The sequence below is a fragment of the Accumulibacter sp. genome (assembly GCF_029255285.1).
GTDB lineage: Bacteria > Pseudomonadota > Gammaproteobacteria > Burkholderiales > Rhodocyclaceae > Accumulibacter.
In genome coordinates this window covers 14,227-27,750 of record NZ_JAPUVI010000063.1, presented here as the reverse complement: position 1 = coordinate 27,750, position 13,524 = coordinate 14,227, and the positions used below count along the sequence as shown (strand labels likewise).

Genomic DNA, 13,524 nt, shown 5'->3' with positions numbered 1-13,524 from the left:
GCCCGCCGTGGCGCCGCCGCCGGGAAAGTATCGACCCTGCCAGGAGGAGTGTCAAACGCGCGGCGTGCCGCTTTCCTCGGGCTTTGTCGGGGCCGGCCGGGGCGCCGCCTAGACCCGGCGCGGCTCGTTGCGCCGGCTCTCCGCCGCCCGCCCGGCACGGCTCAGCCAGCTCCACAGCCAGCCGGGGGTGTCGCGGCCGGTGAGGACGTAGTCGAGCACGGTGCGATGGTCGAGCGTCAGGTTTTGCGCCGTCTTGGCGGCGCGCGTGCCGGCGAACAATATCTCGTCGCCGGCGGCGACGATCGTTTCGTCGTCGGGCAATGGGTAGTCGCGCCCGTCGCGCTGCAGCAGCAGCGGCAGCAGCGGCAGCGCTTCGTCGCGCGCCGCCGGGTCGGCCCGCAGGCGGCCGAGCGACAGGCTGGCCTGCTCCAGGACCAGTCGCCGGTGCACGGCCGGCGCGTCGGCGGCGTTCAGGCGGACGCCCCAGACGAGCGGCACGCGCCGGCCGAACAGCGCTTCGAGGCGGCCGGCGAGGTCGGCGGCGCGCGTCTCGGGCCAGGCGCGGACGAGCTTCAGGAAACGCGCGAGCAGCGGCGAGGTGATCAGCGCCAGACACTCGCGGGCGACGATGCGCGACGGCACCATCGTGAAGTCGGCGTCGTAGGCGTCGAAGAGGATCTGGTTGGCGACGCGGTTCTGGCGCAGGACGACGAAGAGATCCGGGTTGACTTCCTTGGCGGTCATGGCGATCGACAGGTTGTTGGTGTCGTTGTCGCTCGCGGCGACGATTCCGACCGCGCTGTCGACGCCGGCCTGGCGCAGCGGCGCCGCTTCGGTGCCTTGGCCGACGATGTGGCGGACGCCGGCCGGCAGCGTCGGAGTGGGGTCGATGACCGTCAGGTTGATTCCCTGGCGTCCGAGATTGCGCACCACGGCCTGCCCGAAACGGCCGTAGCCGCAGACCACCCAGTCGCCGGCCGGCGGGTCGTGGCGCTCGGGGACTTCCTGACCCGGCAGGCCGGTCAGCAGGTCGACGAGGCGAAACCAGTTCGGCGAGTGGATCGCCTGCGCCAGGTAGTCGGCGAATTTTTCGAAGTGGTTGACGACGTAGTGCGTGCCGAAGGACATCATGTTGGCCTCGATCGCCGGACTGGCGACGCGGGCGACGATGCGCAGCCGCGGATTGATCAGTCGGCTAGCGATGGCGATCGCCAGATTGGCCGCGTCGTCGTCGGTCATCGCCAGCACGCCGCGGCAACTCCGGTGCCGCAGTCCGGCCATCAGGAGGTGCTGCGGCTGCGCCGCGTCGGCGCACAGGACGAGGATGTCGGCCGAGAAGTCCTCCAGTTCGAGTTCCTGGACGCGCGCCTCGGATCGCTCGACGACGACGACGCGAATTCCGTCGTGGTCCAGCGCCCGGGCGATCAGCAGGCCGGTCTCGCCACAGCCGCAGACGATGTAGAAGGCTTCGCCGAGCTGGCCGACGCGGCGTGCGAAGCGGCTGGTCAGCAGCACCTGCTGAAAGCCCTTGTCCTGCACCAGCGCCAGCAGACTGACGATGGAGTACGACCAGCCGACGACGGAGAGGTAGATCGACACCGTCACCCACATCCGCTGGGCATCGGAAAAGGCTGTCGGCAGCTCGCCGAAACCGATCGTCGTCGCCGTGTAGCTGACGAAGTAGAAGGCGTGGAAGAAGCTCATCGGCGGCGCCGGCCGGCCTTCGGCGTCGACCCCGGGGACCAGCGTCAGGCCGAGCGTAGACACGGCGTAGATGACGATCAGTACGATCAGCGGCGCGCGCATGCGCCGCAAGGCGAGAAACAGGACGCCGGTGTTCATGGCGGCGCCGCCGTCAGCGCCGCAGCATCACGGTTTCGGCAATCAGCAGGACGACCGAGACGACGTTGGCGAACAGCGCGCCGCCGCTCAGCGAGACGACGCTGGTGGTGACTTCGGGCGACATTCCCTCGCCACCGACGTGCACCGCGAAGGCCCAGACGCAGGCGGCGGCAACGAGCTGGAGGTCGGCGACCAGGCTGGTCGACAGGTGAACGGCGCCGATCTGTGTGCGGTCACCGAACTTGAGCACGGTGGCGATCAGGTTGACGACGATGGCGGCAAACAGCTCGTAGATGTGATGATGCATCGGCTGGTCGATGTCGCCGATGAAGAAGCCGAAGTTCAGCGTCGCGGCAAGGACGATGAAGAAACCGAAAACCACTTTTTCCAGATTCATGGACACTCTCTCCGGGTCGGGGGAAGTCGCCACGCCAAGCGTGCGGGCATAGGTCGACAGCATACGCCGCGGCGGGTGGAAAGAAAACGGCGGCCGTGCGGCGGCCGGCGTTTGACGGCGGCGCGGCGGCGATTTCCATGATTTCCGCGGCAAGAGCAGGCGAATCTGGAGCCTATTCCGCGTTCTCTAGTCGTGTCCAAGCGTGCCTGCGGGCGTCACGAACTTCCGACTACCGGCGAAACCTCGCGCGGCGAGTTGGTGACAGGCGCCAGAATATATCCAGCCCAAGCGAGCGAGCCGCCGATGCCCCCTTGCGGCCGCCGGGATCGCGCTTGACCTATACTCACCGCTCCCTTCGAACGCACCCCGCCGCGAGGAGCACGCCATGCCTGATGCTACGCCCCCCGGAGCCGAACCGTTTGCCGCCGAACTGCAAGCGCGGCTTGCCGGCGCGATCGCCCTGCGCGGACCGGCCTATGTTCCGCGCACGCACCACCTGGACGCCGACGGCCGCCCGCTGTTCATCAACCGACTGGCTCTGGAGACCAGCCCCTACCTGCTGCAGCACGCGCACAACCCGGTCAACTGGTTCCCCTGGGGTGACGAGGCGTTCGCCGAGGCGCGGCGGCTCGGCCGCCCGGTGTTCCTCTCGATCGGCTATTCGACCTGTCACTGGTGCCACGTGATGGAGGCTGAGTCCTTCGAGGACGAGGCGATTGCCCGCTTCCTCAACCGTCACTACGTCGCCATCAAGGTCGATCGCGAGGAGCGCCCCGACATCGATGCCGTCTACATGAGCGCCGTGCAGCAATTGACCGGTGCCGGCGGCTGGCCGATGAGCGTCTGGCTGACGGCGGCACGCGAACCCTTCTTCGGCGGCACCTACTTCCCGCCGCGCGACGGCGACCGCGGCACCCGGCGCGGCTTCCTGTCGCTGCTCGGCGCCTTGTCCGACACCTTCCAGCGCGACCCCGATCGTGTCGGGCAGGCGTGTAAGGCGCTGGTGGAGGCGATTCGCCAGCAGATGCAGGGTGCCGGCGCGAGTGGCGCCGACGCCGCCATCGGTTTGCCTGCGGCTGACGTGATCGACGCCACCGTCGAGCATTACCGGAAGTCTTTCGACGCCCGGTACGGCGGCCTGAGCCGAGCGCCGAAGTTCCCTTCGCACATCCCCGTACGCCTGCTGCTGCGCCATCACCAGCGCACCGGCGATGCCGACGCCCTGCGCATGGCAACCCTGACGCTGGAAAAGATGGCCGCCGGCGGCCTCTACGATCAGCTTGGCGGTGGCTTTCACCGCTACTCCACCGATGCCCGCTGGCTGGTGCCGCATTTCGAAAAGATGCTCTACGACAACGCGCTGTTGGTCGTGGCCTACGCCGAGGCGTTCCAGGTCACCGGCCGCGCCGACTTCGCTCGCGTCGCGCGCGAGACCTGCGACTACATTCTGCGCGAGATGACGGACGCCGGCGGCGGCTTCTATTCGGCAACCGACGCCGATTCGGAAGGCGAGGAAGGACGCTTCTTCGTTTGGCGCGAGGACGAGATCCGGCGCGAGCTGGACGCTCTCGGGGACGGCGCTACGACCGAGCGCTTCCTTGCCCACTATGACGTGCACCCGGGCGGCAACTGGGAGGGGAACACCATCCTCAACGTGCCGCGTCCCGACGAAGCCACCTGGGAGGCACTGACCGCCGCGCGGGCCAGGCTCTACGAAGTACGCGCCAGGCGCACGCCGCCCTTGCGCGACGAGAAGATCCTCGCCTCCTGGAACGGGCTGATGATCTCGGCCCTTGCCGTCGCCGGACGCCTTCTGGACGCGCCGCACTACGTCGCCGCAGCGGTGCGGGCGGCGGATTTCGTACTCACGCAGCTGCGCGGCGCCGACGGCGGACTCCGGCGCAGCTTCAAGGACGGCCAGGCACGGCAAGCGGCCTTCCTCGACGACCATGCCTTTCTCGCGGCCGGCCTCATCGATCTCTACGAAGGCACCTTCGACGTACGCCACCTAAGCGATGCCCTGGTGTTGGCCGAGACCAGCGAGCGCCTCTTCGCCGATCCGGCAGGCGGCTGGTTCATGAGCAGCGAGGCGCACGAAATGCTGATCGCGCGCGAGAAACCCGCCTACGACGGCGCCGAACCTTCGGGAACTTCGGTCGCCCTGCTGAACGCGCTCCGTCTCGGTGTGCTCACCGACGACGATCGCTGGCGCCGGATCGCCGAGCGCGGCCTGCGTGCCCATGCCGCCGTACTCACCGAGCGGCCGTTCGCCATGACCGAAGCCTTGCTGGCCGTCGATTTCCTGGCCGCCACGCCGCGCCAGATCGCCATCGTCTGGCCAGATGGCGGGACGACGGCGGCCGCACCCTTGCAGGCCGTCCTGCGCCGGCACTTCCTGCCCGCCCGCGCGCTCGCCGCCGCGCCGGAATCGGCGATCGCCGCGCTTGCGCAAACGATCCCCTTTGTCGGCAACAAGGTCGCGCAAGGCGGCCGCCCCACGGCCTACGTCTGCCGTCACGGACGCTGCGACCTGCCGGTCAGCGATGCGGCCGGGCTGGAGGCTCAGCTACGCGACGCGGATTCGTGAATTCCTCAAGGTCGCCACCTCGCGTCCCGCAGGGAAGAAAGCGGCGGCCTGAGCTGCGACCAACTCCACCGGCTCCTGGTCAACGCCCAGCCGGCGAGACGTAGCGTCAAGCGCCGGGCAATCAGATCGGCGATCGGACCGCGGCTTGTCATCCGATTGCCGAAGCGCGGATGCTCGTAGCGACCGCCGCGAGGCGCGCGTAGCAGTAGACGCCGCCATGCTCGCCGCCCTGGTCAGGATGGATCCGCTGGTCGAAGTGAACCTCGGGCGGATCGTTGCGGGCGATGATCGAGCATGGCAGCGACGGCCTGCCCGCCGCTGTCGTACACCGGGTAGGCCCAGACGCAGGCGGCGGCTACGAGCTGGAGGTCGGCGACCAGGCTGGTCGACAGGTGAACGGCGCCGATCTGCTTGCGGTCGCCGAACTCGAGCACGGTGGCGCGCCGCCGCCTACAATGGAGTCACGGGTGCCGCCGGCGCCCGGCCCCGATTTCCCGACACGGAGTTCCGTCATGCCGACGCTTCTGCGCGCCCTGCACGCCGACATCACTACGCTGGCCGTCGACGCCATCGTCAATGCCGCCAATTCGTCGCTGCTCGGCGGCGGCGGCGTCGACGGGGCGATCCATCGCGCCGCCGGTCCCGATCTGTTGCAGGAGTGCCGGCGGCTGGGCCCTTGTCCGACCGGCGACGCCAGGCTCAGCCGCGGCTATCGGCTGCCGGCACGCTATGTCATCCACGCCGTCGGTCCGGTGTGGCAGGGCGGCGGTCGCGGCGAAGCGGAAAAACTGGCTTCGTGCTACCGGCGCTCACTCGAACTGGCGGCGGCCGAGGAACTGACGAGCCTCGCTTTTCCGGGCATCAGCACCGGCATCTACGGCTATCCGGTCGAGCAGGCGGCCGCGATCGCCGTGTCCACCGTGCGTTCGGCAGGCGCCGAAGTCGCCGTTCTGCGGGAGGTGATCTTCTGCTGTTTTTCGTCCGCCGACCTGCAGGTCTACCGACGGCTGCTCGACGCGACGATCGACTGATTGGCGCGCCGCGCCGTCTCAGCAGCGCGCGCCGGCGGGACAGGCGGCCAAGGCGCCCGGCGCGGCGACCAGTGGTCGGCCGTCGGCGGCCCACGAGCGGACGCCGTCCTTGACGTTATAGACCGTTCGGTAGCCCGCCTGCTGGGCGAGCAACTGGCTGGCGGCGCGCGTCCGGTTGCCGCTCCGGCAGATGAGGATCAGCGGCTGCTCGGGCTTGGCGATGGCCCGCACGCGTGCCAGCCAGGCCGGCGCGTCGATGCGCCCGTCGGGATCGACGAAGGTCAGCAGGCGGCTGCCCGGAACGATTCCGGTGTCCTGCCATTCGGCAGCCGTCCGGATGTCGATCAGCGGCACGCCAGCGGCGCTCAGGCGCGCCAGTTCGGCGTTGCCGATGTCGATCACCTCGGCGCGAACGGCGAGCGCGGGCAGCAGAACGAGCAGGCCAAGCAACAGGTGACGCCGCATGAGAGGTACTCCGGAAAAGGGGTCCGACTATTCTACAATCGGCTTTTGCTCGAGCGACCATGGAATGATGACGGCACGCACACTGTACGAGGTTCTGGGCGTTACGGCGCAGGCGGACAGCGCACAGGTGGAAGCCGCCTACACGGCCCGGCGGCAGGCGCTGCAGGGCAACCCGGACGAACTGTCGCTGCTCGTCGTGGCCTACGATACGCTGCGCCATCCGGTGCGCCGCGCGGCCTACGACGGGCAACTGGCGCGCCGGGCGACGGCGGCGGCTGAAAACCCCGGCGCGCCGGGGCGCCGCGGCCCGCGGACGGCGGTGTGGGTGGTCGTTCTGCTGCTCGCGCTGCCGGCCATCGTCTTCTGGCGTGGCGGCGCGGCGCCCGGTCCCCGCGCCGTCGCCGACCGGCCGGCACCGCGACAGCCGCTCGCTCCGCCGCCGGACGACGCGCCGGACGACGCGCCGGGCGACACCGCCGGTGCCGAGCCAGCCGTCCTGCTGCCCGAACCGCCGGCCGCCGCCAAGGCCGAAACCCGTCCGCTGGCGGAGGCGCCGGCCGCCACGACGGTGGCCGTCGTGCAAGCGGCGCGCGGCGTCAAACAGCCCGGTTTCGATCTCCGTTACCTGGCCTGGTCGGTGTTCTTGATCGGCCAGCGACGGAATTCCGGCTCCGGCGTGCTGATCGGCCCCGACCGCATCCTGACCAACTGCCACGTGCTGGCCGGCGGCGCGACGAACCGGCTGTTTGCCATCCACAGCGTGACCAGGACGGCCTATAAGGTGGAGAAGTACGCCCGCCTGGTGGAAGAGGACGCCTGCCTGCTGTACGCTCCCGGAGCCGGCAACGACAGCGTCGCGTGGGGAGACTCGGCGGCGCTGCGCCCCGGCGATACGGTGCATACGCTCGGCCACCCGGGCGGTTCGCGGGACATCATCTGGTCCCAGGGGCGTTTTCTCGACCGCGTCTCGCTCAAGGGCGAGAGCTTTCTGTTTTCGACCAACGAATGCCGGCCCGGCTCGTCCGGCGGTCCGCTGCTCGACGACGACGGCCGCCTGGTCGGCATCGTCACGCTGACGCGCTATTTCCAGTCCAAGACCGGCGGGCCGCCGCAATACCGTGACTGCATCTCGCTCACCGAAGCCACGGCGCGCGCCCTGCTCGGCCAGCCGCTGTTTCCGATCGCCCTGGCGCCGGCCCAGTATTTTCCGAACTACTGAGCACCGGAGAGCCCCGGCAAGCGCGCCGCGGCGGCGCCCCCACCTCAGGCGGCGGCGACGATCGCCAGGAGTTCGGCGCCGTAACGCTCCGCCTTGGCGAGGCCGATTCCCGGCACCGAGAGCAGCGCCGGCACGGAGTCGGGAAGCAGTGCGGCAATCTCGAACAGCGTTCGGTCATGCAGGATGACGTAGGCCGGAACCCCCTGCTCGCGTGCCTTCTGGCTGCGCCACTCGCGCAGCCGGGCAAGCAGCGGCGATTCGCTCCTGGGCCGTGGCGCCGCGGCCGGCGACCCGGTCTTGCTCCTCGCCGCGCGGCCGCGCGGCCGCGCCGCCTGGCGGCGAAGCTCGAGGCTGAGTTGCCCTTTGAGGACCGGGCGCGCGCTGTCGGTCAGTTTCAGGGCGCCGTAGGCGCTGGCGTCGGCTTCGAGCAGACCGCCGGCGAGCAGTTGCCGAAACACCGAGCGCCAAGCCATCTCGTCCATCTCCGCGCCGACGCCGAAGGTGGGCAGGCGATCATGACCGAATTGCTGGATTTTCTCCGTCCGTCGGCCACGCAGGAGGTCGATCAGGTGCCCGGCGCCGAAACGCTGACCGGTGCGCAAGGCAGCCGACAAGGCTTTTTGCGCCGCCACCGTCCCATCCCAGACCACCGGCGGTTCGAGACAGACGTCGCAATTGCCGCAAGGCGCGGCGTCCTCGCCGAAGTAGTTGAGCAGGATGACGCGGCGGCAGCGCGCCGATTCGCAATAGGCCAGCATGCTGTCGAGCTTCTGCCTTTCGATGCGCTTCTGTTCGTCGGGCGCGCCCGACTCCTCGATCATCTGGCGGTGAATCACGACATCGTTCAGCCCATAGGTCATCCACGCTTCCGACGGCTCGCCGTCGCGCCCCGCGCGTCCGGTTTCCTGATAGTAGGCTTCGAGACTCTTGGGCAGGTCGAGATGGGCGACGAAGCGCACGTCGGGTTTGTCTATGCCCATCCCGAAAGCGATGGTGGCCACCATGACCACGCCGTCGTCGCCGAGAAAGCTCTGCTGATGGCGCTGGCGGTCGGCCGCCGGCAAACCCGCGTGGTAGGGCAAGGCTCTTACTCCCTGGGTGTTGAGCCAGGCCGCCGTCTCGTCGACCTTGCGGCGCGAGAGGCAGTACACGATGCCGGCCGCCGCCGGGTGTGCGGCGAGAAAGGCGAGCAGTTGCTGGCGCGGGTTGTCCCGCTCGACGACGGTGTAGCGAATGTTCGGCCGGTCGAAGCTGGCGACGAATAGCCGCGCCTCCTCGAGGCGTAGCCGCTGGATGATTTCCTGGCGGGTGAGCTGATCGGCGGTCGCCGTGAGCGCGATGCGCGGAACGGCGGGAAAGCGTTCGTGCAGTTGCGAAAGCTGAATGTACTCCGGGCGGAAATCGTGTCCCCATTGCGAGACGCAGTGGGCTTCGTCGATGGCAAAGAGGGCGACCCCTTGGCGCGTCACCAGTTGTTCGAGCAAGCCGATGAAGCGGTCGGTGAGCAGGCGCTCCGGCGCCACGTAGACGAGGTCGAGTTCGCCACGCTGCAAGCGGCGTTCGGTATCCACGACGGCCTGGAAGTCCAGCGCGGAGTTCAGGCACGCGGCCCGCACCCCGGCTTGGCGCAAGGCGTCCACCTGGTTCTGCATGAGCGCGATCAGGGGTGAAACGACGATGCCGACGCCCGGCCGCAAGAGGGCCGGAATCTGGTAGCAAAGCGACTTGCCGCCACCGGTAGGCATCAGCACCAGAGCGTCGCCGCCGCCGACGACATGGTCGACGATGACCGCTTGCTCGCCGCGAAACGACGCATAGCCGAAAACGCGGCGCAAGAGATCGAGCGCCGGCGAGTTCACCGCTTCTCCGCGCCCGGAGCGGCGGCCAGACCCCGAATCGCCGACCCGGGTGCCACCATCGTTTTTATCGGCGGTCTATGCCCGGTGGTCAGTGCAGGACTTCCCGCACGAGTTCTTCGCCGTTCCAGCACAGACACTCACCTGCCGTCTCGCGCCAGTCGGACAACACCCAACGCTCGACATGGATACCGTCGACCAGGTGATCATGCGTCGCCGGCCGGTGGGTGTGACCGTGGATCAGGCTGGCATAACCGTTCTGGCGCAGGAAATCGTCGGTTGCCGCGGGGTTGACGTCCATCAGTGACGGCGCCTTGTCGCGCTTGGCGCTCTCGCTCTTCTGCCGCGCCGCCATGGCGATCGCCCGTCGTTCGGCCAACGGCCGGGAAAGAAACGAGGATTGCCAGGCGGCTTGGCGAACCTGTGCCCGAAACGCCTGATAGTCGCCGTCGTCGGTGCACAGCGCGTCGCCGTGCGAGAGGACGAACTGCCAGGTCGGCAAGGACAACAGGTACGGATCGGGCAGCAAGCGCGCGCCACTGCTGGCCGAGAAGCGGTCGCCGAGAAGAAAATCCCGGTTGCCGTGCATCACCGAAACGGCGACGCCGGCGGCCGAGAGTTCGCGCAGCGCTTCGACGATCGCCGAAACGAAACGGTCGTCCGGGTCGTCGAGACAGTCGTCGCCCGGCCAAGCCTCGAAAAGATCGCCCAGTATGAACAGTTGCTCGGCCGCGCGCGCGCGACCCGCGAGGAAATCGAGCAAGAGTCGTGTCGCACCTGGCGCCTCGGGCGCCAGGTGCAGATCGGAAATGAAGAGGATCAAGGAGCCTGCCGAAGGATGGCCAAGACAGCCGGCTTCAGCAGACTTCGGCGCGCTCGATCACGACGTCCTCGAGCGGCACATCGCTGTGCACTCCGACGCTTCCCGTCCTGACGACCCGGATCTTGTCCACCACATCGTTTCCTTCGACGACTTTTCCGAATACGCAATAGCCCCAGCCCTGCCCATTCGGGGCCCGGAAATTGAGGAAATCGTTATTCACCACGTTGATGAAGAACTGCGCCGTGGCCGAGTGCGGGTCGGAGGTACGCGCCATGGCGACTGTATAGGCGTCGTTCTTGAGGCCGTTGTCCGCTTCGTTGCGAATCGGCTCGCCACAGGCTTTGGGCTTCATCCCCGGTGCGAAGCCGCCACCCTGGATCATGAAGCCGGAAATGACGCGGTGAAAAAGGGTATTGTCGTAATGGCCGGATTCGACGTAGCTGAGGAAGTTCTTGGCTGACAAAGGGGCTTTTTCGGTGTCCAAGTCGATGCCGATGACGCCGAAATTGGTGTGCAGCTTGATCATGGCTTTCCTTATTTCTTTTCTGGGAGGATCTTGACCGACTGGATGATGACCGGTTCAAGGGGAACGTTCTGGTGCATACCGCGGTTACCGGTCGGCACCCTGGCGATCTTGTCCACCACCTCCATGCCCTGCGTGACCTTCCCGAAAACGGTATAGCCCGCGCCATCGGGCGACGGGTAGTTGAGCGCCGCGTTGTCCCGATGGTTCACGTAGAACTGGGAAGTCGCCGAGTTGGGATCCGCCGTGCGGGCCATGGCAATCGTGCCGCGATCGTTCTTCAAACCGTTGCGCGCCTCGTTGTCAACCTTTCGCGGCGCTGGCTTGGTCTGCATATCGACCGTGAAACCGCCCCCCTGGATCATGAAGTCAGGGATCACGCGATGAAAAAGCGTACCGTTGTAGAAGCCCTCATTGACGTAGTGCACGAAATTCTGTACGGATTTCGGCGCCTTCTCGGAATCGAGTTCGATGACGATTCGCCCCAGGCTGGTCTGCATTTCAACCGTCGGCGCCGCCCACACGGCAGCCAACGGCAGCAACCCGCCGATCACCAAAATCATGCGCCTGAGCATCGGGAACTCCTCTACTGAGCCGGCCGGTCGCCCGACCTTGCGACCGGCGCTTTGGCGGACCCGCCAGCCTGGCCGGCTTCGCTCGCCGGTCGCGCCGCGGAGGCCGGCCGGGCCACGGCGCTGGCCGATGCCGCGATCAGTTCGCGAACCATCGACTGTTTGCTGCGCAACCCCTTGTTCGACGGTTCCAACTGCAGCGCCTTGTCGTAGGACTGGCTGGCGAGCTTGGCGTAGACATCGCCCAGGTTCTCGTAGGCGGTGGCGTAGCCAGGATGGGTCCTGATCGCCATGTCCAGAGCCGTACGCGCCTTGTCGTACTGCTTCTGCTGGGCATGCAGCACAGCCAGATTGTTGTACGGCTCAGGCAGTTCCGGAAAGTCTTCGGTCAGTTTGACGAAAACGGCCATCGCCTCGGCCGAACGCCCCATTTCGGTCAGAATCACTCCCTTGAGGAAGCGTCCCTGCGGATCCTTGGGCTTGCTGCTCACATACGCGTCGGCCTTTTCGAGCGCCTGCGGCAACTGCCCCTGTTTCATCAAACGCTGCCCATCCGTCAGATCGTCGGCCAGTGCCGGCGCCAGCGCGCAGCTCAGCAGCAGCCCGCCGAGCAGGGTCGTGAAGGATGCCGGGAGAGGCCTCGGAAAGCTGGAAAGCATCGTTATGGTATACTCGGCCGTGCAGCGGTTGAATGTCACCTGAACACCGGATTCTAGCAAGAAGTACGTCGAAACCAAAGCCCTCCCAGGTGACCCCTGTGCGAGCCGAGCCCTCTCGTGAGCCCGAAAAATGCTGAAAATCTACAACTCGCTGGCGAGGGAAAAACAGGACTTCGTTCCGATCACCCCCGGCAAGGTTCGCATGTATGTCTGCGGGATGACCGTTTACGACCATTGCCACCTCGGTCATGCGCGCGTTCTGGTGGTGTTCGACATGGTCCAACGCTGGTTGCGAGCCAGCGGCCTGCAGGTCACCTACGTCCGGAACATTACCGACATTGATGACAAAATCATCGCGCGCGCGCGCGAGAACGGCGAGAGCATTGGCGAATTGACCAATCGCTTCATCGCCCTCATGAACGAGGACGCGGCGGCGCTCGGCGTCGAAAAGCCGGACCACGAACCCCGGGCCACCGAATACGTGCCGCAAATGCTCGCCCTGATTGGCCGGCTGGAGAAGAACGGTCTCGCCTACCAGGCGACCGACGGCGATGTGAACTTCTCGGTTCGCAAGTTTCCCGGCTACGGCCAGCTCTCGGGAAAATCCGTCGACGACCTCAGAGCGGGCGAACGGGTGGATGTCGATGCGGCCAAGGAAGACCCGCTGGACTTCGTGCTCTGGAAGCATGCCCGGGAAGGCGAACCGTCCTGGCCGTCGCCCTGGGGCGCTGGCCGCCCCGGCTGGCACATCGAATGTTCGGCAATGAGTTCGGATCTGCTAGGCGAGCACTTCGACATTCATGGCGGCGGCCAGGATCTGCAGTTTCCTCATCACGAGAACGAGATCGCGCAATCGGAAGGCGCGCATCGATGCCGTTTCGTCAACTACTGGATGCACAATGGATTCGTCCGGGTCGACGAGCAAAAGATGTCCAAATCGCTCGGAAATTTCTTCACGATCAGAGAGATTCTGAAGAAATACGACCCGGAGGTGGTGCGTTTCTTCATCCTTCGTGCGCACTACCGCAGCCCGCTGAACTATTCCGACGCCCACCTCGACGACGCCCGGCAGGCGCTGACGCGCCTGTATACTGCCCTGAAAACGGTGGCCACCGAAAGTCGTCCGATCGACTGGAAGGAGCCGCACGCGCGTCGCTTCAGCGAGGCGATGAGGGACGACTTCAATACGCCGGAAGCGTGCGCCGTACTCTTCGATCTGGCGGCCGAACTCAATCGCGGCAAATCGGCGGCGCTTGCCAGTCAGTTGCGCGGCCTCGCTGGCCTGCTCGGCCTGCTCAGCCGCGACCCGCAGGCCTTTCTGCAAGCGGCGCCGGTGGGCTCTGGCGAGTTGAGCAGCGAACGCATCGAGTCACTGATCGCCGACCGTCTGGCCGCCAGAAAAAGCAAGAATTATGCCGCCGCCGACCAAATCCGCGCCGACCTGCTGGCCGCCGGAATCGTGCTCGAGGACGGCCCGCAAGGAACGAGCTGGCGCCGTATGTAGTGGCTAGCGGTCTCTGGCTGTCATATTTTTTGACGCGGGCTCGCCA

At 67.0% G+C, this 13,524-nt stretch carries 12 protein-coding genes and 1 pseudogene; 4 read left to right on the top strand and 9 right to left on the bottom strand.

Features of this window, described 5'->3' with window-relative positions; translation table 11 throughout:
- Positions 1 to 108 precede the first annotated feature (108 nt).
- Positions 109 to 1,842 carry a TrkA family potassium uptake protein gene (locus Q1M07_RS08155; RefSeq protein ID WP_300452848.1) on the bottom strand — a complete coding sequence of 578 codons (1,734 nt, stop codon included), beginning with the start codon at positions 1,840 to 1,842 and terminating at the stop codon, positions 109 to 111.
- A gap of 13 nt (positions 1,843 to 1,855) precedes the next feature.
- Complete coding sequence (locus Q1M07_RS08150) at positions 1,856 to 2,239, bottom strand: DUF6394 family protein (protein WP_300452847.1); 384 nt, start codon at positions 2,237 to 2,239, stop codon at positions 1,856 to 1,858.
- Between the two features lie 385 nt (positions 2,240 to 2,624).
- On the opposite strand from Q1M07_RS08150, the gene Q1M07_RS08145 reads away from it, so the two are divergent.
- Positions 2,625 to 4,826, top strand: a complete 2,202-nt coding sequence (locus Q1M07_RS08145; protein WP_300452846.1) for a thioredoxin domain-containing protein — start codon at positions 2,625 to 2,627, stop codon at positions 4,824 to 4,826.
- 332 nt (positions 4,827 to 5,158) lie between these two features.
- Here Q1M07_RS08145 and Q1M07_RS08140 read toward each other — a convergent pair.
- Positions 5,159 to 5,266, bottom strand: a pseudogene (locus Q1M07_RS08140) (DUF6394 family protein); the annotation flags it as partial.
- A gap of 72 nt (positions 5,267 to 5,338) precedes the next feature.
- Here Q1M07_RS08140 and Q1M07_RS08135 point away from each other — a divergent pair.
- The gene (locus tag Q1M07_RS08135) at positions 5,339 to 5,857 is read left to right on the top strand and encodes an O-acetyl-ADP-ribose deacetylase (RefSeq protein WP_300452880.1); all 519 of its coding nucleotides are present in this window, start codon (positions 5,339 to 5,341) and stop codon (positions 5,855 to 5,857) included.
- An 18-nt stretch (positions 5,858 to 5,875) separates the two neighbouring features.
- Here Q1M07_RS08135 and Q1M07_RS08130 read toward each other — a convergent pair whose 3' ends face one another.
- Positions 5,876 to 6,322: a rhodanese-like domain-containing protein gene (locus tag Q1M07_RS08130; RefSeq protein WP_300452845.1), complete on the bottom strand. Its 447-nt coding sequence runs from the start codon at positions 6,320 to 6,322 to the stop codon at positions 5,876 to 5,878.
- 64 nt (positions 6,323 to 6,386) lie between these two features.
- Between Q1M07_RS08130 and Q1M07_RS08125 the strand changes: the two genes are divergently transcribed.
- Positions 6,387 to 7,541: a trypsin-like peptidase domain-containing protein gene (locus Q1M07_RS08125; protein WP_300452844.1), complete on the top strand. Its 1,155-nt coding sequence runs from the start codon at positions 6,387 to 6,389 to the stop codon at positions 7,539 to 7,541.
- Between the two features lie 44 nt (positions 7,542 to 7,585).
- On the opposite strand, the gene recQ is transcribed toward Q1M07_RS08125, so the two are convergent.
- The 5 genes from recQ to Q1M07_RS08100 form a co-directional block, all read right to left on the bottom strand.
- Positions 7,586 to 9,400 (bottom strand): DNA helicase RecQ, encoded by a 1,815-nt coding sequence (recQ, locus tag Q1M07_RS08120; RefSeq protein ID WP_300452843.1) that lies wholly within the window; start codon positions 9,398 to 9,400, stop codon positions 7,586 to 7,588.
- Positions 9,401 to 9,488: 88 nt separating this feature from the next.
- Entirely contained in the window at positions 9,489 to 10,220 is a 732-nt protein-coding gene (locus tag Q1M07_RS08115) for a UDP-2,3-diacylglucosamine diphosphatase (protein WP_300452842.1), read from the bottom strand.
- 34 nt (positions 10,221 to 10,254) lie between these two features.
- On the bottom strand, positions 10,255 to 10,746 hold the full coding sequence (locus Q1M07_RS08110; protein ID WP_300452841.1) for a peptidylprolyl isomerase: 492 nt from the start codon (positions 10,744 to 10,746) through the stop codon (positions 10,255 to 10,257).
- A gap of 8 nt (positions 10,747 to 10,754) precedes the next feature.
- Positions 10,755 to 11,318 (bottom strand): peptidylprolyl isomerase, encoded by a 564-nt coding sequence (locus Q1M07_RS08105; RefSeq protein WP_300452840.1) that lies wholly within the window; start codon positions 11,316 to 11,318, stop codon positions 10,755 to 10,757.
- Positions 11,319 to 11,329: 11 nt separating this feature from the next.
- Entirely contained in the window at positions 11,330 to 11,974 is a 645-nt protein-coding gene (locus Q1M07_RS08100; protein ID WP_300452839.1) for a tetratricopeptide repeat protein, read from the bottom strand.
- Between the two features lie 130 nt (positions 11,975 to 12,104).
- Between Q1M07_RS08100 and cysS the strand changes: the two genes are divergently transcribed.
- The gene (gene cysS / locus Q1M07_RS08095; protein WP_300452838.1) at positions 12,105 to 13,478 is read left to right on the top strand and encodes a cysteine--tRNA ligase; all 1,374 of its coding nucleotides are present in this window, start codon (positions 12,105 to 12,107) and stop codon (positions 13,476 to 13,478) included.
- Positions 13,479 to 13,524 lie beyond the last annotated feature (46 nt).